Here is a 21,151-nt window from a genome sequence, read left to right as displayed (position 1 = left end):
GTCCCGGCGGGAATTCCGTTCCCGGGGCACGTATTGCGGGTATCGGGATGTCGGCGGGACCAACTGCGCGCCCGGCGCAACCGGCGCACAGCCCCGGACGGATGGATGCGACACGCGTGACGGAGCAGCCCACCTCCTTCGGACGCCCCCAGCCGGGCGTCGACCCCGCGGAGGCCCGCGGGGCGCTCCTGCGTACCCAGCAGCAGTCCCAGAAGCCTCCGGCACAGCTCGGCGATCCGGCCTTACCCGTACAGGCCCGGGCCGACGCGACGCCGTCCGGACCGGGCACCGCGACCCCCCGTGGCACGGGGAAGGAGCCCGCAGCCGGCCAGGGGAAGGAGTCCTCAGTCAACGGCCCCGAGCACGCCCAGCCCGCCGGCACCGAACCCGACGCCCACCGTCCGCGCCCGGCGCCGGAGACCATCCCGGCGCAGCCCGGCGCCCAGCAGGAGCGGTCGCCGGGCGGTCAGGAGCGCCGTACCGGGCAGGCCGTGCCCCCGGGGCGGCCGATGCCCATGCGGCGCGACGGGGACCGGCTCAGGTTCGTGGGCGCGGCCACCCGGCGGATCGCCCGCGGGCTCGACCTCGACGAGATCGTCATGGGGCTGTGCCGGGCCACCGTGCCGACCTTCTCCGACGCGATCCTCGTCTATCTGCGCGAGCCGCTGCCGGTCGGCGACGAGCGGCCGAGCGGTCCGGTGGTGCTGCGGCTGCGCCGCACCGACCGGATACCCCCGGAGCGGGACACCGACGGGGTGCTGCTGCCGCCGGCGTTCGAGCCGGAACCGGAGCCGTCCGTGCTGGCGGACCTGTCGGCGCTCACCACCGAGCTGTGCGAGGTGCGGCCGGGCGGGGCGCTGAACGAGGTGCTGCGCGGGGTGCGCCCGGTGTTCGCCGACGCGCCCGCCGCCCGGGACGCGCTGCCCGAGCTGCTCGGCGAGGGCGGTGAGGCGGTCGTACCGGGCGGGCGGCACGCGATCCTCGCGCCGCTGCGCGGCCGGCGCCGGGTGATCGGCGCGGCCCTGTTCCTGCGCCGCCCGGACCGGCTCGCGTTCGAGGCGGACGACCTGCTGGTGGCCGCCCAGCTGGCCACGCACAGCGCGCTCGGCATCGACAAGGCGGTGCTGTACGGCCGCGAGGCGTACATCGCCGACGAGTTGCAGCGCACCATGCTGCCCGAGACCCTGCCCCGGCCGACCGGTGTCCGGCTGGCCTCCCGCTACCTGCCGGCGGCGGAGACCGCGCGGGTCGGCGGCGACTGGTACGACGCGATCCCGCTGCCCGGCAGCCGGGTGGCGCTGGTCGTCGGCGATGTGATGGGCCACTCGATGACCTCGGCGGCGATCATGGGGCAGCTGCGCACCACCGCGCAGACGCTGGCCGGGCTCGACCTGCCGCCGCAGGAGGTGCTGCACCACCTGGACGAGCAGGCGCAGCGCCTGGGCACCGACCGCATGGCGACCTGCCTGTACGCGGTCTACGACCCGGTGACGCACCGCATCACGATCGCCAACGCGGGCCATCCGCCGCCCGTGCTGCTGCACCTGGGCGGCCACGCCGAGGTGCTGCGGGTGCCGTCGGGCGCGCCGATCGGGGTCGGCGGGGTCGACTTCGAGGCGGTGGAGCTGGAGGCGCCCGCCGGGGGGACCCTGCTGCTGTACACCGACGGCCTGGTGGAGTCCCGGCTGCGGGACGTGTGGACCGGCATAGAGCAGCTGCGGGAGAAGCTGGCCGCGACCGCGCGGCTGACCGGCCCGGACCATCCGCCGCCGCTGGAAGCACTGTGCGACGAGGTGCTGGACATGCTGGGCCCGGGCGACCGGGACGACGACATCGCGCTGCTCGCCGCGCGCTTCGACGGGATCGCGCCGAGCGATGTCGCCTACTGGACGCTGGAGCCGGAGGACTCCGCCCCGGGACAGGCCCGCCGGCTGGCCCGGCGCGCGCTCGCCCGCTGGGACCTGGAGGAGCTGACGGACTCGGTGGAGCTGCTGGTCAGCGAGGTCGTGACGAACGCCGTGCGGTACGCGTCGCGGCCGGTGACGCTGCGGCTGCTGCGCACGGACGTGCTGCGCTGCGAGGTCGGCGACGACGTGCCGCAGCTGCCGCGCCTGCGCCAGGCGCGGGCCACGGACGAGGGCGGGCGCGGCCTGTACCTGGTCAACCGGCTGGCCCGGCGCTGGGGCGCGACCCGGCTGAGCACCGGCAAGGTGGTGTGGTTCGAGCTGAACCGCGGCTGAACGGCTGCCGCCCCCCCCGCGACACGCGAAAGGGCGCCCGGTGTGACCGGGCGCCCTTCGCTGTCATGTCCCGCCTGGGCCACGTTCTCCGGGCACGTGTTCCGGGTCGAGCGGGTTCTCCGGGCTGGTCGACATCGTCGGCGGCCCGCTCGTCGGGGTCTGGCTCGGGGTCTGGGTGGGCGTCTGGCTGGGGGTCTGGGTCGGCGTCTGCGAGGGCGTCTGGGTCGGCGACTCGGTCGTCTGCGAGGGCGTCTCGGTCGGTGTCTGCGACGGCGTCTGGGTCGGGGTGTGCGTCCAGGTCGGCGTCTCGGTGGGCTCGACGGCCGCGCCCTGCGTGGTGTTCAGGTCGAACGAGGCCTTGTCGGCGACGCCGAAGGTGTACGCGGCCCAGATCTGCGCCGGGTAGCCGCCGCCGTTGATCCGGCCGGGCGGCGGGAGCAGGCCGGTCGCGCCCTTCATGGAGACGTGGGCCTTGGTCTTCGGGTCCTCGCCGAACAGGCCGACGGAGGTGACCAGGGTCGGCGTGTAGCCGGTGAACCAGGCCGACTTGTTCTCGTCGGAGGTGCCGGTCTTGCCCGCCACCTGCCGGCCGTCGCGCATCGGGTTGTTGGCCACGGACTGCTTGGCCGTGCCGTCGTCGATCACGCCGGTGAGCACCGAGGTGACCGTGTCGGCGGCCGTACGGCTGATCACCGAGCCGCCGACCGGGTTCGGCATGTCGATGGTGCGGCCCTTGTTCTCCGCGGACTTGATGACCGTCGGGGTCACCTTGTAGCCGTGGTTGGCGAAGGTGGCGTAGATCCCGGCCATCTCCAGGGGGCTGGCGCCCATCGAGCCGAGGGTCTGGGCGGGCACGGCCTGCATGCCCTTGGTGTTCATGCCGAGCTTGCCCGCCGTGGCCATGACCTTGTCCATGCCGACGTCCACGCCCATCTGCGCGAAGACGGAGTTGACGGACTTGTTCATCGCCTGCTGCACGGTGATCTTGGCGTAGTCGACGTCGTCCTCGTTCGGCGGGGCGAAGCCGACCTTGGCTCCGTGGTCCAGGACCTGGCGGCGGCTGGTGCCGTCGTAGACGGTGCTCGCGGTGATCGGCTTGCCGTCCTGGGTGGTGGCGTTCTGCTCCAGCGCCGCGGCGAGGATGACCGGCTTGAAGGTGGACGCCGGCTGGTAGTCCCGGCGGGCGGCGTTGTCGAAGTAGTGCTTGTAGTAGTCCTGGCCGCCGTAGAGCGCGACGATCCTGCCCGTCTTGGGGTCGAGGGAGACGGCGCCTGCCTGGATGGCGCCGTCGACCTTGCGCTTCTTCGGGTCGAGCTTGCCGGTCAGCTGCGTCTTGACGGCCTTCTCCAGCGCGGCCTGCTTCTTGCGGTCGATGTTGAGGGTGATGGTCCAGCCCTTGTCGACGACGGCGTTCTCCGCCTGGGACTGGGTCAGGCCCTCCTGCGCCATGAGCTGCTGCTCCAGCTGCTGGTTGGCGAGTTCGACCAGGTAGCCCTTCTGCCCGCCGAGGCCGGGGGCGCCCTTGGGCTCCTTCGGGTAGGGGAAGTGCAGGCCGTCCCGGTCGGTCTTGGAGAGCCAGCCCTCCTTGACCATGTTGTCCAGGACGTAGTTCCAGCGCTGGGTGACCAGCCGCTTGCCGGTCTTGGTGGCGACGGCCCAGTCGTACTGGCTGGGGGCCTGGAGCAGGGCGGCGAGGTAGGCGCCCTGGGCGACGCTGAGGTCCTGGGCGTCCACGTGGTAGTACGCCTGGGCGGCTGCCTGGATGCCGTAGGCGTTGCGGCCGTAGTAGCTGGTGTTGATGTAACCGGCGAGGATGTCGTCCTTGGACTTCTCGCGGTCCACCTTGAGCGAGATGACCAGCTCCTTCAGCTTGCGCGTGACGGTCTGGTCCTGGTTCAGGTAGTAGTTCTTGACGTACTGCTGGGTGATCGTGGAGCCGCCCTGCTTGCCCTTGCCGGACACCGTGTTGATCAGGCCGCGGGCGGTACCGCGCAGGTCGACGCCGGAGTCGTGGTAGAAGCTCTTGTTCTCGGCGGCGACGAAGGTCAGCTGGACCTTGCGGGGCACCTTGGACAGGTCGACGATCTCGCGGTTGACCTCGCCCTTGCGGGCCAGAATCGTTCCGTCACCGAACTTGTAGACGTTGCTCTGCTGCTGGGCGGCCGCGTTGCCCTCGGGGATGTCCACGTACAGGTACAGGCCGATGAAGCCCAGGATGCCGAGCAGGCACACGCCGAGGATGGTCCCGAGGATCTTCTTCCAGCCGAAGATCCGGCGTATGAGGCTCTTGGCGGGCTTGCCGGACGCGGGGCCGCCGCCGGCGGCGCCGGACGCGGTCCCGGACGCGGAGCGGCGGCGCTGGGGTGCCGCGCGGTGGCCGCCGCGCTGTCGCGCTCGTCTCTCTTCCGCTCGTCCCATGGGTCCCTACGCTCGCTTCCGTCTCGGGGTCAGCTCCGAAAGCTAACACCCCTCTATATGACAAAGGGCGTCCGATCCGTTCTTTTACGGACGTGACAATCAGCACCCGCCCCAAAGGAACCGACGGCTGGCACTGGTCCAGGGTTGCCTGGCGGCGTAAAGTGATATCACTTAGCTAGAAGGCTTAAACCAGACAACCGGGGGTCCCCTGTGTCCATATCCGAGCCCGCCGCCACCGCCGACGTCCCCGAGATGCCCGCGCCGCGGGTGCGGGAGTTCACCGCCCACAGCATCGGCGGCGGACTCGCGCTGCTGCTCGGCCTGATCGGGCTCGGCGCCGCGGTCGCGCTGTTCGCGTCCTCCGGGGCGGCCTCCTCCGGTGGCGCCCAGGGCGGGCTCGTCGCCGCCGGCGTCGTCGTCCTGCTGGCGTCGGTCATCGCGATGCGCGGGCTGAACACGGTCGCGCCGGGCGAGGCCCGGGTCGTCCAGCTCTTCGGGCGCTACCGGGGCACGATCCGGCAGGACGGCCTGCGCTGGGTGAACCCCTTCACCTCCCGGACCCGGATCTCCACCCGGGTGCGCAACCACGAGACCGCCGTACTGAAGGTCAACGACGCCTACGGCAACCCGATCGAGCTGGCCGCGGTCGTGGTGTGGAAGGTCCAGGACACCGCGCAGGCCACCTTCGAGGTGGACGACTTCACCGAGTTCGTCGCCACCCAGACCGAGACGGCCGTGCGGCACATCGCCATCGAGTACCCGTACGACGCCCACGACGAGGACGGCCTGTCGCTGCGCGGCAACGCCGAGGAGATCACCGAGAAGCTGGCCGTGGAACTCCAGGCCCGGGTGGAGGCGGCCGGGGTGCGGATCATCGAGTCCCGCTTCACGCACCTGGCGTACGCTCCCGAGATCGCCTCGGCGATGCTCCAGCGGCAGCAGGCGGGGGCGGTCGTCGCGGCCCGCCGGCAGATCGTCGACGGCGCGGTCGGGATGGTCGAGGCGGCGCTGGCCCGGATCGCGGACGCGGACATCGTGGAGCTGGACGAGGAACGGAAGGCGGCGATGGTGTCGAACCTGATGGTGGTGCTCTGCGGGGACCGGGCCCCCCAGCCGGTCCTCAACACGGGGACGCTCTACCAGTGACGGACCCGGTGACGGACCCCTCGGGAACCCCGAAGCGCCGGCCGCGGCAGCGCAAGCAGGTGCTGCTGCGGCTGGACCCGCTGGTGTACGAGGCACTGGCCCGGTGGGCCGGGGACGAGCTGCGGTCGGCGAACGCGCAGATCGAGTTCCTGCTGCGGCGCGCCCTCGCGGAGGCGGGACGCCTGCCGAAGGACACCGGACCGCTGCCGCGGCGGGGCCGGCCGCCTGTGTCGGAACCGTGACAATCGGCCCCCACCTGCGGGGCCGCACCGCCCGCCACGGGTTCCCCACCGTGTGTATACATCGAGCGTATACACCGAGTGTAGAGTGCTGCTCATGTCCATCGGTCACACCCTTCTGGGGCTCCTGGAGTCCGGCCCGCGCCATGGTTACGACCTCAAGCGGGCCTTCGACGAGAAGTTCGGTCACGACCGGCCGCTGCACTACGGCCAGGTCTACTCCACGATGTCCCGGCTGCTGAAGCACGGTCTCGTGGAAGTCGACGGGATCGAGGCCGGCGGCGGCCCCGAGCGCAAGCGCTACGCCATCACCGACGCCGGCGTCACCGACGTCGAGCGCTGGCTCGCCACCCCGGAGAAGCCGGAGGAGTACCTCCAGTCGACCCTCTACACCAAGGTCGTCCTCGCCCTGCTCACCCACCGCGACGCGGCCGACATCCTCGACACCCAGCGGGCCGAACACCTGCGCAGCATGCGGATCCTGACCGACCGCAAGCGCAAGGGCGACCTCGCGGACCAGCTGATCTGCGACCACGCCCTGTTCCACCTGGAGGCCGACCTGCGCTGGCTGGAACTGACCGCCGCGCGTCTCGACAAGCTCCGCGCGGAGGTGGCGGCCAAGTGACCCCCCCGCCCGGCACCCTGCTCGCCGCCGAGAACCTGCGCAAGTCCTACGGCCCGACGGTCGCGCTCGACGGCGCCGACTTCTCCATCCACCCCGGCGAGGTCGTCGCCGTCATGGGCCCCTCCGGCTCCGGCAAGTCCACGCTGCTGCACTGCCTGGCCGGGATCGTGCCGCCCGACTCCGGCTCCATCACCTACGACGGCCGCGAACTGGCCGGCATGAACGACACCGGGCGCAGCGCCCTGCGCCGCAGCGAGTTCGGCTTCGTCTTCCAGTTCGGCCAGCTCGTCCCCGAGCTGACCTGCGTGGAGAACGTGGCGCTCCCGCTGCGCCTGAACGGCGCCTCCCGCAAAGAGGCCGAGCGGGCCGCGCTGAGCTGGATGGAACGCCTGGAGGTGGACGACCTCAAGGGCAAGCGGCCCGGCGAGGTCTCCGGCGGCCAGGGCCAGCGGGTCGCGGTGGCGCGGGCGCTCGTCACCGGGCCCCGGGTGCTGTTCGCCGACGAGCCGACCGGTGCCCTCGACTCCCTCAACGGCGAACGCGTGATGGAGTTGCTGACCGACGCGGCCCGCTCCACCAACGCCGCCGTCGTCCTGGTCACGCACGAGGCCCGGGTGGCCGCCTACTCCGACCGCGAGATCGTCGTACGCGACGGCAGGTCCCGCGACATGGAGCGCGCCATATGAACGTCCGGCAGTGGTGCAGAGACCTGGGCATGGGGGCCCGGTTCGCCTTCACCGGCGGACGCGAGGGCTGGGTCCGGATGCTGCTGACGGCGGTCGGCGTCGGCCTGGGCGTGGCCCTGCTGCTGCTGACGACGGCGCTGCCCACCGTGCTGACGACCCGGCACCAGCGCGAGGAGGCCCGCCAGGACCTCACCTTCAACGCGGCCGTGCCGCCCAGGGGCGAGAACACCGTGCTGGTCGGCAACACCGACACCGAGTGGCATTCCAAGGACATCCGGGGCCGGCTGCTGGAGCCCGAGGGTGCGCGCGCGCCGCTGCCGCCCGGCGTCGGCCGCTTCCCGAAGGAGGGCGAGATGGTGGCCTCGCCCGCGCTGAAGGAACTGCTCTCCTCGGACGGGGGCGAGCTCCTGCGGGAGCGGCTGCCGTTCCGGATCACCGGCACCATCGGCGAACCCGGACTGATCGGCTCGCACGAGCTGGCCTACTACGCGGGTGCCGAAGGTCTGAAGGTAACCGGGGACAGTTCGCGGGTGGTGCGGCTGACCGCGTTCGGCGATCCGCACCCGGTGACCGAGCGCACCGACCCGGTGCTCATCCTGATGACCCTGGTCGTGTTCGCCGCCCTGCTGACGCCGGTCGCCGTCTTCATCGCCGCGGCCGTACGGTTCGGCGGCGAGCGGCGCGACCGCAGGCTGGCCGCGCTGCGGCTGGTGGGTTCCGACAGCCGGATGACCCGCCGGATCGCGGCGGGCGAGGCGCTGGCCGGGTCGCTGCTCGGACTGGCCGTCGGCACGGTGTTCTTCCTGATCGGACGGCAGGCGGCGGGATCGGTGGAGATCAGGGGGGAGAGCTTCTTCCCCAGCTACCTCGACCCCTCCCCCGCACTGGCCGCGCTGGTCGCGGTGGCGGTCCCGGCGGCCGCCGTGCTGGTGACGCTGTTCGCCATGCGCGGGGTGGTCGTGGAACCGCTCGGCGTGGTGCGCACGGCCAAGCAGGCCCGGCGGCGCCTGTGGTGGCGGCTGCTGCTGCCGCTGGCGGGCCTCGCGATGCTGTACCCGATGATCGGCAAGGGCCGCTCGCACGGCGGCTTCAACCAGTACCTCGTCACCGGGGGTGTGCTGCTGCTCCTGATCGGCGTGACCGCGCTGCTGCCCTGGCTGGTGGAGGCGTTCGTCACCCGGCTCGGCGCGGGCCCTGTCTCCTGGCAACTGGCCGTACGGAGGCTTCAGTTGAGCAGCGGTACGGCCGCCCGCATGGTCAACGGCATCGCGGTGGCGGTGGCCGGGGCGATCGCGCTGCAGATGCTGTTCGCGGGCCTGGAGGGCCAGTACACCAACGACACCGGCCGCGACCCCCACCGGGCCTCGATGGAGGTCGACCTGTCGGACCGCTCCCGGCTGCCGCAGGCCGCCGCCGAGCTGGCCCACACCAAGGGTGTGCGGGCGTCGGTGGCGCTCTCCCACGGCGGACTCGGCGACAAGCGCCGCGACCCCGGCACCACGGCGAGCCTCACCGTCGGCGACTGCGCCGCGCTGCGCGAACTGGCCCACCTGCCGTCCTGCCGGGACGGTGACGTCTTCCTCCTGCCCGGCACGGCCGACGACGACGCCGCGCGGGCCCTCATGCGGCCGGGCCGGCACGGCTTCATCGACGCCACCTACTCCGGCAGCGACCGCGGGCGGGAGATCCCCTGGACGGTGCCGGCCGGTCTGCGGCAGGTGACCGCCCGCAAGGACTCGCTGCGGTCCGACGTCACCGGCCTGCTGCTGACCCCGTCCGCGCTGCCCGCCGGGGCCGGGTCGACGCTGTACCACGAGGTCTTCGTCCGCCTCGACCTGTCCGTGCCGCACGCCGACGAGTACGTGCGGAACACGGCCGCACGGGTGGACCCCCTCGCCAGTGCCTGGCGCTGGGCGGCGACCACCCAGTCCAACCAGTACGCCTCCCTGCGCAACGGCCTGTTCATCGGCGCGGTCTGCGTGCTGGCGCTGATCGGGGCGAGCCTGCTGGTCTCCCAGCTGGAGCAGTTGCGCGAGCGGCGCAAGCTGCTGTCGTCCCTGCTCGCCTTCGGCACCCGGCGCCGCACGCTCGGCCTGTCGGTGCTGTGGCAGACGGCCGTGCCGATCACGCTCGGTCTGCTGCTGGCCGCGACGGTGGGCCTGACCCTCGGTACGGTCCTGCTGAAGCTGGCCGCGACCCCGGTCTCCGTCGACTGGGCGAGCGTGCTGTCCCTGACCGGCGCCGGCGCGGCGGTGGTCCTCGCGGTCACCGTGCTGAGCCTGCCGCCGCTGATGCGGATGATGCGGCCGGAGGGCCTGCGCACGGAGTGAGTCCGCCGGCGGCCGGCCGCGGCGCCACCGCGGCCGGCCGTGCGGGGCGCTCAGCCCTCCAGCACCCTGACCGGCAGCGCCCGCAGCGCCTGCCGCAACGCCCCCGCCAGCTCCTCGTACTCCGCGGCGCGAGCCGCCCCCGCGCGCATCGCGAACGCGACCCGGCGGCTGGGGGCCGGCTCGGCGAAGTACCCGGTCAGCAACTGGCTGCTGCGGGTGGTCTCCAGCTTCAGCGCGGTGCGCGGCAGCAGCGTGCAGCCGAGTCCGCCGGCCACCAGCTGGACCAGCGTGGACAGACCGGCGGCCGTGGTGGTGACCGGCGCGTCCTCGCGGCCGGCCTCCCGGCAGATGTCCAGCGCCTGGTCGCGCAGGCAGTGGCCCTCGTCCAGGAGGAGCAGGTTCAGCTCCCGCAACGCCTCGCGCGGGATGCCCTCCCGGCCGCCGAGCCGGTGGTCGAGCGGGGTGACGAGCACGAAGTCCTCGTCGAAGAGGGGTAGTTCGACGACCCCGGGGACACCGAGCGGCACGGCGAGCAACAGCAGGTCGAGCCGCCCGGAGTTCAGTCCCTCGACCAGGGTGGCCGTCTGCTCCTCGTGCACCTGGAGGTCGAGGTGCGGGTAGCGGTCGTGGACGAGCCGCAGCACGGCCGGCAGCAGGTACGGGGCCACCGTGGGGATCACCCCGAGGCGCAGCGCCCCCGTGAAGGGCGCCCGGACCGCCTCGGCCTCCTCCAGCAGCGCGCCCACGGCGTCCAGCACCGCCTTGGCCCGCACCGCCAGCCGCTCCCCCGCGGGCGAGAGCAGCACCTTGCGGGTCGTACGCTCGAGGAGGGTCACGCCGAGGGTCTCCTCCAGGGCCGAGACCGCACCCGAGAGGGCGGGCTGGCTCATCCCGATGGCCGCCGCCGCGTCCCGGAAGTGCAGATGCTCCGCCACGGCGGCGAACGCCCGCAGCTGCGCCAGGCTCGGCTGCCGGCGCTTGCCGTTGCTCACGGTCACTGATAACTACCTCCGATCAACCTGACCGAGTGTAGCTATTTCACTAATCAATGCACCCTGTGCCACCATCGATCACGTCCAACCCATGGGAAACACCCCAAAAGGGAAGTTTCTTCGCTGCAAGGAGAGCGCGTGCTCACTGTCGGTGACAAGTTCCCCGAGTTCGATCTGACCGCCTGCGTCTCGCTGGAGAAGGGCAAGGAGTTCGAGCAGATCAACCACAAGTCCTACGAGGGCAAGTGGCTCGTGGTCTTCGCCTGGCCCAAGGACTTCACGTTCGTGTGCCCGACCGAGATCGCCGCGTTCGGGAAGCTGAACGACGAGTTCGCCGACCGCGACGCCCAGATCCTCGGCTTCTCGGGTGACTCCGAGTTCGTCCACCACGCCTGGCGCAAGGACCACCCGGACCTGACCGACCTGCCGTTCCCGATGATGGCGGACCCCAGGCACGAGCTGATGCGCGACCTCGGCATCGAGGGCGAGGACGGCTACGCCCAGCGCGCCGTCTTCGTCGTGGACCCGAACCACGAGATCCAGTTCACGATGGTCACCGCCGGTTCCGTGGGCCGCAACCCCAAGGAGGTCCTGCGGGTCCTGGACGCCCTGCAGACCGACGAGCTGTGCCCCTGCAACTGGACCAAGGGCGAGCAGACCCTCGACCCGGTCGCGCTGCTGGCTGGTGAGTGACCCGTGTCGCTCGACTCCCTGAAGTCCCGTATCCCGGACTACGCCAAGGACCTGAAGCTCAACCTGGGCTCGGTCATCGGCAACTCGGACCTGCCCGCACAGCAGCTGTGGGGCACGGTGCTGGCGACCGCCATCGCCTCCCGTTCCCCCATCGTGCTGCGTGAGCTGGAGCCGGAGGCGAAGGCGAACCTCTCGCCGGAGGCGTACCAGGCCGCCAAGTCGGCCGCCGCCATCATGGCGATGAACAACGTCTTCTACCGCACCCGGCACCTGCTGTCCGACCACGAGTACGGCACCCTGCGCGCGGGCCTGCGGATGAACGTCATCGGCAACCCGGGCGTGGAGAAGGTCGACTTCGAACTGTGGTCGTTCGCGGTCTCCGCGATCAACGGCTGCGGCATGTGCCTGGACTCGCACGAGCAGGTGCTGCGCAAGGCCGGTGTGGAGCGCGAGACCGTCCAGGAGGCGTTCAAGATCGCTTCCGTGGTGCAGGCGGTCGGCGTCACCCTGGACGCCGAGGCCGTGCTGGCCGAATAAGCCGTACGCCGAGGACCCCGCTCACTCCTGGTGGGCGGGGTCCCCGGCGTTCTCGGGCACCGCCTCTTGCACTGTCTCTTCGGCTGCCTCTGCCGCGGGCTCGGCCGCGGTGTGGTGCTCGGCCTCCTGCGAGTACTGCCGCAGGTACCCCACCACCGTGTTCGTGACCGCCACCAGCGGTACGGCCACCACCGCGCCGCCGATGCCGGCCACCATGCCGCCGGCGGCCACGGTCAGGACGACCGCCAGCGGGTGCACCCGGACCGCGCGGCCCAGGATGAACGGCTGCAGGACGTGCCCCTCGATCTGCTGCACCGCGAGGACGACGACGAGGGTCATGACGGCGGTGAAGACGCCCTGGGTGACCAGCGCCACGATCACCGCGAGCGCGCCGGAGGCGACCGCGCCGACCAGCGGGATGAACGAGAACAGGAAGATGAACACGGCCAGCGGGACGGCCATCGGCACGTCCAGGAAGTAGATGCCGATGCCGATGAAGACGGCGTCGATGAGGGCGACCAGGACCGTTCCGCGCACGTAGGCGGTCAGGGTGCGCCAGGCGCGCGGGCCGGCGCCGGCCACGCCCGGACGGGCGGCGGCGGGCACCAGCTTCAGGAACCACTGCCAGATGCGCTTGCCGTCGTAGAGCAGGAACAGCGTCGAGAAGAACACCAGCAGGATGCCGGTGAGTGCCTCCACGATGACCTGGACGCCCTCCAGACCGGCGGACGTTATCTGGTCGGCGTTGGCGCCGATCGCCTCGCGGAGGTTCTTGGCGATCTGGTTGATCTGCTTGTCGGTGACGTGGAAGGGGCTCTTCAGCAGCCAGTTGCGCAGGTCGTCGATGCCGCTCTGGATCTGGTTGGAGAGCGTGTCGATGTTCTCCATGACCTGCCAGGTCACGAACCAGCCCATCAGGCCGATGACGACGAAGCCGCTGATGGCGGTGAGCGCGGTGGCCGGCCCGCGCGGCACCCCGCGCCGGGTGAGCCGGGCCACCGTTGGCTGGAGCAGCGCGGTGACCAGCAGGGCGATGACGAAGGCGAACACGACGAGCTGGATGGCGCTGATGACCCGCATCAGCACCCAGACCGTGCCGGCCAGCACCAGCAGCCGCCAGCCCGCCTCGGCGGCGACCCGGACGCCCCACGGCACGGCCTGGGCCGGATCGGGCCGGGGACCGGACGGCGTCGCGGGCCGGCGGGCGGGCGCGGCCGGGGCGGCGGACGCGCCGGCCGGCCGCGCGGCGGCGGGCGCGGCGGACTCGACGGCCTCGGCGTCCCCGCCGTGCTCCTTCTCCACCTCGGCGCGGCGCTCGTCCAGGCGCTCGCTCATCTCGGTGAGACCGGCCCCCAGCCGGCCGAGCCACCCTGGCACTCGCGACATGATCCGTCCTCTTCCCCCGAGTCCCCGGGTGCTCGCCACCACTCCCCCGCTGGAGTCCTTCGGATACGACCGTACAGGGCGAAAGCCCCTCCCCTGAGGACGGGGAGGGGCTGCGCGAGGTTGAGAGGGCGCCGCGAAGGCCGCTGGGCCGGCGGAGCGCTCAGTACCAGTGGTTGGCCTGCCAGAACGACCAGGCCTGGCAGGGGCTGCCGTACCGGCTGTTCATGTAGTTGAGGCCCCACTTGATCTGGGTGGCCGGGTTGGTCTGCCAGTCGGCGCCCACGGAGGACATCTTGGAGCCGGGCAGGGCCTGGAAGAGACCGTAGGCGCCGGAGGAGGCGTTCACCGCGCGGTAGTTCCAGCTGGACTCGTGGTCCACGATGTTGCTGAAGCACTGGAACTGGCCGCCGCCCACCATCTGACGCGCCATCGCCTGGATCTGCGCCACGGTGTAGTTGCTCTGGACCGGGAAGCTGGAGGAGTCGCGGACGTCGGTGCCACGGCTCGCCGCGGCCTTCGCCTCGGCGCGCTCCTTCGCCTCCTTGGCCGCCTTCTCGGCGAGTTCCTTCTTGGCGATCGCGGTCTCGGCGGCGGCCTTGCGGGCCGCTTCCTCGGCGTCCTTCTTGGCGCTCACGTCCGCGGCGATGGCCTGCGCGTCGGCCTGCTGCGTCAGGGACGCGGTCTGTACCTGCGCCTGCTGACCCGCGGGTATGTCGGCCAGGAGCGTGGTGTCGGCTGCCGTCGCCTCGGCGTCGTTGGTCTGCGCGGTGCTGCCCGAGGCAACGCCGACGACGCTTCCGACAGCGGTGACCGCGGTGGCGGAGGCCACTGCGAATCCCCGGACCGAAATCCGGCTCACACGGTTTCCTTCCAGCATCGCCCGCTTCGGTGACCCTGGCGGACGCGATCGTGCCCCTGACACTGGCCTCCCAACTGCGGGGTCACGGGAGGCGCGGGCCCGGTGGGCAACTCCCCCGAGGGGAGCGCCGCGTGGTGCGCGGGCGGCATACGACGAACTCTATGGAGTTGGTGACGCTCAAGGGGCGCTGTACCGCTGGGGGTACAGCTGTGTCGTATGCGGGGCCTGACAGGAACGAGACTCTGCCGTAACCGGACGCCGCGTGGCAATTCTGTGTTGCGTGTGAAAGCTCACATCCCGTTTGGCCCTGGGGATTCCAGGAAAGCTCCACGCACGCAGGCGCCGCCCGGCTAGGCTCGTGGCCTTTGCCGGACGGCGCCAACAGCCGTCACCTGCACATGAGATGCCTCAGATGTGACCGTCCTCCAGCATTTCGGTCACAAGCGCCGCGATCTGGGACCTCTCGGAACGCGTCAGCGTGACGTGGGCGAAAAGCGGGTGCCCCTTCAGTTTCTCCACCACGGCGACGACGCCGTCGTAGCGGCCTACGCGCAGATTGTCCCGCTGCGCCACGTCATGCGTGAGAACGACACGTGAATTGGCGCCGATCCGGGACAGAACGGTCAGCAGGACGTTCTTCTCCAGGGACTGCGCCTCGTCCACGATCACGAACGCGTCGTGCAGCGAGCGCCCGCGGATGTGGGTGAGCGGCAGGACCTCCAGCATCCCGCGCGCGGTGACCTCCTCGATGACCTCCCGGCTGGTGACCGCCGACAGGGTGTCGAAGACGGCCTGGGCCCACGGGCTCATCTTCTCCGCCTCGGTGCCCGGCAGATAGCCCAGCTCCTGCCCGCCGACCGCGTACAGCGGACGGAAGACCATCACCTTCTGGTGCTGGCGGCGCTCCAGGACCGCCTCCAGGCCCGCGCACAGCGCCAGCGCCGACTTGCCGGTGCCGGCCCGGCCGCCCATCGAGACGATGCCGACGTCCGGGTCGAGCAGCAGGTCGAGGGCGATGCGCTGCTCGGCGCTGCGGCCCTTGATGCCGAACGCCTCCCGGTCGCCGCGCACCAGCCGGACGTTGCCCTCGGCGGTGACCCTGCCGAGCGCCTTGCCGCGCTCGGACTGGATGGTCAGGCCGGTGTGCACGGGGAGGTCGGCCGCCTCCGGGACGTACACGTGCCCTTCCTCGAAGAGGACGTCCACCTGCTCGCCCGGCAGGGTGAGTTCGGTCATCCCGGTCCAGCCGGAGTTCCCCGTGATGGCCAGTTCGGCCCGGTACTCCTCGGCGAGGAGGCCGACCGAGGACGCCTTGATCCTGAGCGGCAGGTCCTTCGACACGACGGTGACGTCGAACCCCTCGGCCTGCAGGTTGCGGGCCACCGCGAGGATGCGCGAGTCGTTGTCCCCCAGGCGGTAGCCGGTGGGCAGCACGCTGGGGTCCGAGTGGTTGAGCTCGACGCGGACCGTCCCGCCCAGTTCCCCGATCGGGATGGGGGCGTCGAGGCGACCGTGCTTCACCCGGTAGTCGTCCAGCAGGCGCAGCGCCTGGCGGGCGAAGTAGCCGAGTTCCGGATGGTGCCGCTTGGCCTCCAGCTCCGTGACCACCACGATGGGGAGCACGACCTCGTGCTCGTCGAAGCGGGTCAGGGCGTTCGGGTCGGCCAGCAGGACGCTGGTGTCGAGAACATACGTGCGCCGGTCGGGCTTGTGGCGCTTTGTGCTGGTCACCACGGAAGGACGTACCCCCTCGGATGAGGTCGGGGAGCGACGAAGTGATGCTGGACCGGTGTACGGCCCCCGCACACGGCGGGCCGTGAACCGGCCCTCCGCGGCTGCTTCCGTGCGGTGACCGCACGGTCGGGCTGGTGCAAAGGGCCTCCCGGGCGGGCGACCCCGTGCCGCCCGCTGAGATCCGACGCCCGTGGTTCGGGCGTCGACCTGCTTGGTCTATGCCCTCGATGACGCGCGGCCATGCAAATGCGGCCACCGGCGCACTGGTGAACTCCTCGTTACGTCTGCGCCAATCGGGGTAAACGACGACGCCCCGTCACCGGGCGGCGACGGGGCGGGGCCGGCGGGTCAGCCCCCGTAGCGGCGGTGACGTGCGGCGTAGTCGCGCAGGGCGCGCAGGAAGTCGACCTTCCGGAAGGCCGGCCAGAAGACATCGCAGAAGTAGTACTCCGAGTGAGCGGTCTGCCAGAGCATGAATCCGGACAGCCGCTGTTCCCCGCTGGTACGGATCACCAGGTCGGGGTCGGGCTGGGCGCCGGTGTACAGGTGACGGCCGATCATGTCGATGTCGACGGACTCGGCGAGGTCCTCCATGGACACGCCCTTGTCCCGCGCGTCGAGGAGCATGGAGCGCACGGCGTCGGCGATCTCCTGCCGGCCGCCGTAACCGATGGCCACGTTGACGAGTATCCCGTCGATGTGGGCGGTGGCCTCCTCGGCCTCCTTCAGGGCCGTCTGCATCTGCGCGGGCAGCAGGTCCATCGTGCCGACGTGGTGCACCCGCCAGCGGCCGTCGGCGGCGAGGGTGCGGACGACGTCCTCGATGATGCCGAGCAGGGGGACGAGTTCCTCCTGCGGCCGGTCGAAGTTGTCGGTGGACAGCAGCCACAGGGTGACGACCTCGACGTCGGTCTCGGTGCACCAGCCGAGGAACTCCTCGATCTTCTCGGCACCGGCCCGGTGCCCGTGGACGGTGCTGGAGCCGGACGCCTTCGCCCAGCGGCGGTTGCCGTCCATGATGACGCCGATGTGCTTGGGCACCTGAGCGTGGTCCAGGTGGCCTTCCACCCGGCGTGCGTAGAGCCTGACGAGCAGGCCGCGCAGCTTGTCGCGCAGGTTCACGTGACCCTCCGGGGGTTGGGCGCGGGGGTTGGGCGCGGGGGACGGGATGCCGGAGCCGTTGAGCCTACCGCTGCTCGGGTGTTGGTCATGGCCCGGCCCGTGAGTGGGGACGGCGGGCCGGGGCCAGGAGGTTCCCGGACCGGGTTCCCGGAGCGGGAAAGAAAAACGGGCCGGTCCGTGGGGGGGGGAGACGGACCGGCCCGAGGGGGGGTTTCCACCATAACCCTTCGTAAGGGATGGTGGGTGCATCGGCGCCCCACAACTACTCTCCGGAATCATCCGGCGACGCCCCGGTGGTCGCGGAATGCGGGATTCATAGGGGCTTCATGGCCGATTCACGACGGAATTGCAGGGAAATCCGGTCGGATACGAGCGGATTCGCAAGGATTAGGCCATCTTGGGGTTCATTGGCGAGTTGCGCCGGGTCCCCCCGGACGGGCGACACCGTCAGCGAAGGGTGGACTTGACGCCTCCGCTACGCCGCCGGAAGGCGACCGCGCGGTTCCACGGCACCGCGCAGCCCCCTCCACTGCGCGGTACCGCCCGCGCAGCTTTGCTCACGCGAATAACCTTGGTCTGAACTTACGTGATCGAGGAGACCGAGGGGAACCGCGGTCGATAACAATGTGGAAACCACGGGCCGACTCCGGTCGTCCTACGGCCGACGACCCGGCTTGCGTACGTCGAAGAGGTGCCGGGCGCTGTGCGCGACGAACGGCCCCTCCTCCTCGATCCGTTGGTGCAGCGCGCGCAGCCGCGGCTCGTACGCCTCCACCGTGAAGCCCGGGACCATCCACACCACCTTGCGCAGGAAGTGGACGACGGCCGCGATGTCGTGGAACTCCATCCGCAGCCGCTCCGCCCGCAGCCCGGCCACCTCCAGGCCCGCCGCCTCGGCGTCGGCCCGCTCCCGCTCGGGGTCACGGACGCCGCGCACCTCCCGCGGCTGCGGCCCGAGGAAGTACTCGACCAGCTCGAACACGCTGCTCGGCCCCACGTGCTGGGCGAAGTACGTCCCGCCGGGCCGCAGCACCCGCGCGATCTCCGCCCAGTACGGCCGCACCGGGTGCCGGCTGAGCACCAGGTCGAACGCCCCGTCCGCGAACGGCAGCGGCGCGTCGTCCGGGGCGGCGACCACCACGACGCCCCGGGACCGCAGCAGGGCGGTGGCCTTCGCCGCGTTCGGCGGCCAGCCCTCGGTGGCCGCGACCAGCACCGGCCGGGCGGGCTCGGCCCGGCTCAGCGCGAAGTCCAGCACCTCACCGCCGCCGGTCTGGATGTCCAGCACGGCCTCGGCGCCGGCCAGCCGCTCCCCGGCCGACCGGGCATACCCCCACGACGGCCGTTCCTCGGTGGCCCGGCCCGCGAACCACGAGAAGTCCCACCCCTCGGTCGGTACGGCGGCACCCTCGACCACCAGGTCCTCGAAGGAACGCCGCGAAGTCATACGGCCATGGTCCCAGCGGAGCCCCCGCGGTTCCCCCTGTTTTTCCGCCGCGGCTCCATGCCGTGCCGTCCGCTCAGGGCACCAGTGGCCGGACCTCCCGCGCGGCGAAGCGCACGAAGCCCTCCGGGTCGGGCTCGTCCGCCGTCGGCTGAAGGACGACGGTGTCCGCGCCGGCCCCGGCCAGCCGCCGTACCGCCTCGGCGACCGCGCCCGCGTCCCCGGCGACCCCCACGTCCGCCGCGTCCAGCCCCTCGGCGGCGAGTTCCGCCCGCAGCCGTTCCTCGGCGCCGTCACCCGTGGCGGCCAGCAGATACACCACGATCCGGTGCGAACCGTCACGTCCTGCCGTCTGACGCCCCTCCTCCACGAGCTTGCGGGCCCGGCGCACTCCGTCCGCCGAGGTCGCGGCGGTGAGCAGGGTGCCGTCGGCCTTCTCGCCGGAGAGCCGGAGGGTGCGCGGTCCGGTGCCGCCCGCGAGGACGTCGACCGGGTGCTGCGGGGGCCAGTCGAGGGCGACGTCGTCCAGCCGGACGTACCGCCCGCGCACGCTGAGCCGTTCCCCGCGCAGCAGGGCGCGCAGGGCGTCGAGATGTTCGCCCAGGAGGCCCAGCGGGGAGGCGGCCCGGGCACCGACCTGCCCCATCCAGTCCTGCACCCCGTGCCCCAGGGTCAGGACGGCCCGGCCGGGGAACATGCGCTCCAGCGCGGCGGCCTCCATGGCGGTGACGGCCACGTTCCTGAGCGGCACGGGCAGCAGTCCGATGCCGACCCGCACCCGCTCGGTCCAGGCGAGGGCGGCGGCGGCCGTGGACACCCCGCCCTCCAGGAAGCAGTCCTCCCACAGCCACAGCTCTTCGAGCCCCACGTCGTCCGCGAGACGGGCGACGGCCCGCAGCCGCTCGGGAGGAAGCTGGGGACGGAATACGACACCGAGTCCTGTCATGGAGCCCTTCCTAGTGGGGAGGACGGCAAAGGACAACGCGTTTGTGTGACCGGGCGAGTCGACGACACGGATGACCGGGCATGGGAGGTCGGGGCATGGGGCGGCGCTGGCGGGACGGGCGGGGACGGCTGATCGTGCGGGCGGGCTCCGCCCCCGTCTCCGGAAGGGGGCATTCCGTCGTCTGTGTCCCGCTGGAGATCGCGGTCTCCTACCGAGCGCGGACGAAGGGCCTCCTGGGCCGGGACGCGGTCGACGGGGCGCTGCTGCTGTCGCCGGCCAGCGGGGTGCACACGTTCGGGATGCGGATCCCGATCGACGTCGCCTACCTGGACCGCCGGCTGACCGTCATCGCCGTCCGCACGATGCGCCCCGGCCGCCTGGGCCTGCCGCGCCTGCGGGCACGGCACGTGCTGGAGGCGGGGGCGGGGGCGATGGCGGGGTGGGGGCTGCGGCCGGGAGCACGGGTGGAGGTGGACACGGGATGGGAGGACGTGGGGGTGCCGGGCTAGCCGGGGTGCCGTCTCACTGCTGGGTGCGGGGGAAGGACACCTCCACCCGGCGGTTCTTCTTCCGGCCGGCCTCGGTGGAGTTGTCGGCGATCGGGTACTGCTCGCCGTAGCCGCGGACGTCGAAGGTGATGGAGGGGGTGTTCAGGTCCTGGTCCAGTACGGCCTGCACGGCGTTGGCGCGCTGCTTGGAGAGGATGTCGCCGTGGGCGGAGGAGCCGAGGTCGTCGGTGAAGCCGAAGACGCGGACCTGGGTCGCGTTCTGCTTCCTGATCTCCTCGGCGATGCCGGCGATACGGGCCTTCGCCTCCGCGCCGAGCTTGGCGCTGTCCTTGCCGAACAGGACCTCGGCCTGGAGGGCGAAGGTCACGTCGGCGTTGGTGTCCTCACGCCGTTCGTCCCCGCTCTGGTCCTCCACGACCGACTTGATGTCCAACACCTTGGCCTCGGCCAGCGTGGCCCCTTCCGGAAGCTTCAGATCCGGATCCGTGGGGTCGACCTTCACGGGGGCGGCGGCGGAGGGTTCGGTACCGGGGGGTTCACTGGGGCCGGTGTCGTCCGCGCGCGCGGGGGTGGGGGGCAGGGACACGACGAACAGCAGAGCGGCGGCCGTGAGGGAGATCCGGGACGCGGTGATCACTTGGGCCTCACCCGGAGATCTTGATGGGGGCGGAGGAGAAGGTCGGCAACTGGAAGTCGACCTCGGTGGTGTTGGCTGGGGGGGCTGGGAACTGCATGAAGACGGGAACCGTGTCACCCGCCCTGACGGACTGAACGCCGATCGTGGTCAAGGGCCGCCCGTCAGTGTCCCGCAGGACGTAGTAGCGCTTTTTCGCGTTCGAATCCACAAGCGTGGCTCCGCCGAACGACTGCCCGTTCTTCATGATTTCTGTTTCGTTGCCGGTCAACTGGGAGGAAAGAACGGCATCCTTACTGCCGTCATTCTTGAGCTGCCCATTGACGGTGACGAAACCACCGGAGTCGCGCTGGGCCGACATGATCTTGAGTGTCAGTCCCTCAGGGCCCCGCAGCTCGGCCAGTGGTTGCGCGGACTGACCCTCCTGAGGGCTCGCTTGGGAGCCGCCCCTCTTGGAAGGGGATGCAGATGCGTCCGGCTTCTTGTCACCGGTGTCTCCACTGCCGCAACCGGCCATACCCACGGCCAAGCCGGCAGCAATGGTCATGGCGGCCATTCCCCTGCGAGCCTTCGCGGTGAATCGCATGCTCATCGCGCTGCTTCCCTTTTCC

The 21,151-nt window shown here is 71.4% G+C and carries 19 protein-coding genes; 9 read left to right on the top strand and 10 right to left on the bottom strand.

What is annotated here, in order from left to right:
* Positions 1–116 precede the first annotated feature (116 nt).
* Positions 117–2,240, top strand: a complete 2,124-nt coding sequence (locus ACZ5DC_RS14950; protein ID WP_468652734.1) for a SpoIIE family protein phosphatase — start codon at positions 117–119, stop codon at positions 2,238–2,240.
* Between the two features lie 63 nt (positions 2,241–2,303).
* Here the strand turns inward: ACZ5DC_RS14950 and ACZ5DC_RS14945 are convergent, their stop codons facing one another.
* The gene (locus tag ACZ5DC_RS14945; RefSeq protein WP_468652732.1) at positions 2,304–4,658 is read right to left on the bottom strand and encodes a transglycosylase domain-containing protein; all 2,355 of its coding nucleotides are present in this window, start codon (positions 4,656–4,658) and stop codon (positions 2,304–2,306) included.
* A 252-nt stretch (positions 4,659–4,910) separates the two neighbouring features.
* On the opposite strand from ACZ5DC_RS14945, the gene ACZ5DC_RS14940 reads away from it, so the two are divergent.
* The 5 genes from ACZ5DC_RS14940 (at position 4,911) to ACZ5DC_RS14920 (ending at position 9,684) form a co-directional block, all read left to right on the top strand.
* Positions 4,911–5,804, top strand: a complete 894-nt coding sequence (locus ACZ5DC_RS14940; protein WP_366754809.1) for an SPFH domain-containing protein — start codon at positions 4,911–4,913, stop codon at positions 5,802–5,804.
* Positions 5,801–6,046 (top strand): type II toxin-antitoxin system antitoxin, encoded by a 246-nt coding sequence (locus ACZ5DC_RS14935; protein ID WP_366754805.1) that lies wholly within the window; start codon positions 5,801–5,803, stop codon positions 6,044–6,046. Before ACZ5DC_RS14940 ends, ACZ5DC_RS14935 begins: the two co-directional genes overlap by 4 nt.
* A 94-nt stretch (positions 6,047–6,140) precedes the next feature.
* On the top strand, positions 6,141–6,668 hold the full coding sequence (locus ACZ5DC_RS14930) for a PadR family transcriptional regulator (RefSeq protein WP_468652730.1): 528 nt from the start codon (positions 6,141–6,143) through the stop codon (positions 6,666–6,668).
* Positions 6,665–7,354: an ABC transporter ATP-binding protein gene (locus ACZ5DC_RS14925; protein ID WP_468652728.1), complete on the top strand. Its 690-nt coding sequence runs from the start codon at positions 6,665–6,667 to the stop codon at positions 7,352–7,354. Before ACZ5DC_RS14930 ends, ACZ5DC_RS14925 begins: the two co-directional genes overlap by 4 nt.
* The gene (locus ACZ5DC_RS14920) at positions 7,351–9,684 is read left to right on the top strand and encodes an ABC transporter permease (protein WP_468652726.1); all 2,334 of its coding nucleotides are present in this window, start codon (positions 7,351–7,353) and stop codon (positions 9,682–9,684) included. The genes ACZ5DC_RS14925 and ACZ5DC_RS14920 overlap by 4 nt, the downstream gene beginning before the upstream one ends.
* Positions 9,685–9,734: 50 nt before the next feature.
* Here the strand turns inward: ACZ5DC_RS14920 and ACZ5DC_RS14915 are convergent, their stop codons facing one another.
* A complete protein-coding gene (locus ACZ5DC_RS14915; protein ID WP_366748788.1) occupies positions 9,735–10,682 on the bottom strand; it encodes a LysR substrate-binding domain-containing protein in 948 nt (315 codons plus the stop codon).
* Positions 10,683–10,814: 132 nt separating this feature from the next.
* Here ACZ5DC_RS14915 and ACZ5DC_RS14910 point away from each other — a divergent pair, with 132 nt between their 5' ends.
* Entirely contained in the window at positions 10,815–11,369 is a 555-nt protein-coding gene (locus tag ACZ5DC_RS14910) for a peroxiredoxin (RefSeq protein WP_468652724.1), read from the top strand.
* Positions 11,370–11,372: 3 nt separating this feature from the next.
* A complete protein-coding gene (locus tag ACZ5DC_RS14905) occupies positions 11,373–11,906 on the top strand; it encodes an alkyl hydroperoxide reductase (protein ID WP_103815808.1) in 534 nt (177 codons plus the stop codon).
* Between the two features lie 21 nt (positions 11,907–11,927).
* Here ACZ5DC_RS14905 and ACZ5DC_RS14900 read toward each other — a convergent pair whose 3' ends face one another.
* The 6 genes from ACZ5DC_RS14900 to ACZ5DC_RS14875 form a co-directional block, all read right to left on the bottom strand.
* Positions 11,928–13,292: an AI-2E family transporter gene (locus ACZ5DC_RS14900; RefSeq protein WP_468652722.1), complete on the bottom strand. Its 1,365-nt coding sequence runs from the start codon at positions 13,290–13,292 to the stop codon at positions 11,928–11,930.
* Between the two features lie 160 nt (positions 13,293–13,452).
* Positions 13,453–14,151 (bottom strand): aggregation-promoting factor C-terminal-like domain-containing protein, encoded by a 699-nt coding sequence (locus ACZ5DC_RS14895; protein WP_449340735.1) that lies wholly within the window; start codon positions 14,149–14,151, stop codon positions 13,453–13,455.
* A gap of 408 nt (positions 14,152–14,559) precedes the next feature.
* Positions 14,560–15,885 carry a PhoH family protein gene (locus ACZ5DC_RS14890; RefSeq protein ID WP_366748785.1) on the bottom strand — a complete coding sequence of 442 codons (1,326 nt, stop codon included), beginning with the start codon at positions 15,883–15,885 and terminating at the stop codon, positions 14,560–14,562.
* A 348-nt stretch (positions 15,886–16,233) separates the two neighbouring features.
* Positions 16,234–17,007: an isoprenyl transferase gene (locus tag ACZ5DC_RS14885; RefSeq protein WP_366748784.1), complete on the bottom strand. Its 774-nt coding sequence runs from the start codon at positions 17,005–17,007 to the stop codon at positions 16,234–16,236.
* A 655-nt stretch (positions 17,008–17,662) separates the two neighbouring features.
* On the bottom strand, positions 17,663–18,454 hold the full coding sequence (locus ACZ5DC_RS14880) for a class I SAM-dependent methyltransferase (RefSeq protein ID WP_468652719.1): 792 nt from the start codon (positions 18,452–18,454) through the stop codon (positions 17,663–17,665).
* A 73-nt stretch (positions 18,455–18,527) separates the two neighbouring features.
* Complete coding sequence (locus ACZ5DC_RS14875) at positions 18,528–19,433, bottom strand: LLM class flavin-dependent oxidoreductase (protein WP_468652717.1); 906 nt, start codon at positions 19,431–19,433, stop codon at positions 18,528–18,530.
* 59 nt (positions 19,434–19,492) lie between these two features.
* On the opposite strand from ACZ5DC_RS14875, the gene ACZ5DC_RS14870 reads away from it, so the two are divergent.
* Positions 19,493–19,906 (top strand): DUF192 domain-containing protein, encoded by a 414-nt coding sequence (locus ACZ5DC_RS14870; protein ID WP_468652715.1) that lies wholly within the window; start codon positions 19,493–19,495, stop codon positions 19,904–19,906.
* A gap of 13 nt (positions 19,907–19,919) precedes the next feature.
* On the opposite strand, the gene ACZ5DC_RS14865 is transcribed toward ACZ5DC_RS14870, so the two are convergent.
* Positions 19,920–20,543 carry an OmpA family protein gene (locus ACZ5DC_RS14865; protein ID WP_468652713.1) on the bottom strand — a complete coding sequence of 208 codons (624 nt, stop codon included), beginning with the start codon at positions 20,541–20,543 and terminating at the stop codon, positions 19,920–19,922.
* Positions 20,544–20,550: 7 nt separating this feature from the next.
* The gene (locus ACZ5DC_RS14860; RefSeq protein WP_468652818.1) at positions 20,551–21,132 is read right to left on the bottom strand and encodes a hypothetical protein; all 582 of its coding nucleotides are present in this window, start codon (positions 21,130–21,132) and stop codon (positions 20,551–20,553) included.
* Positions 21,133–21,151 lie beyond the last annotated feature (19 nt).

The organism is Streptomyces sp. NPDC031445 (assembly GCF_055581365.1).
This window is presented reverse-complemented; position numbering and strand designations above follow the sequence as displayed.

Coding starts and splice junctions, on each gene's coding strand:
- ACZ5DC_RS14945 (WP_468652732.1), bottom strand. CDS start 4,658: ATGGGACGAGCGGAAGAGAGACGAGCGCGACAGCGCGGCGGCCACCGC.
- ACZ5DC_RS14940 (WP_366754809.1), top strand. CDS start 4,911: ATGCCCGCGCCGCGGGTGCGGGAGTTCACCGCCCACAGCATCGGCGGC.
- ACZ5DC_RS14930 (WP_468652730.1), top strand. CDS start 6,141: ATGTCCATCGGTCACACCCTTCTGGGGCTCCTGGAGTCCGGCCCGCGC.
- ACZ5DC_RS14920 (WP_468652726.1), top strand. CDS start 7,351: ATGAACGTCCGGCAGTGGTGCAGAGACCTGGGCATGGGGGCCCGGTTC.
- ACZ5DC_RS14900 (WP_468652722.1), bottom strand. CDS start 13,292: ATGTCGCGAGTGCCAGGGTGGCTCGGCCGGCTGGGGGCCGGTCTCACC.
- ACZ5DC_RS14880 (WP_468652719.1), bottom strand. CDS start 18,454: ATGACTTCGCGGCGTTCCTTCGAGGACCTGGTGGTCGAGGGTGCCGCC.
- ACZ5DC_RS14870 (WP_468652715.1), top strand. CDS start 19,493: ATGGGGCGGCGCTGGCGGGACGGGCGGGGACGGCTGATCGTGCGGGCG.
- ACZ5DC_RS14860 (WP_468652818.1), bottom strand. CDS start 21,132: ATGAGCATGCGATTCACCGCGAAGGCTCGCAGGGGAATGGCCGCCATG.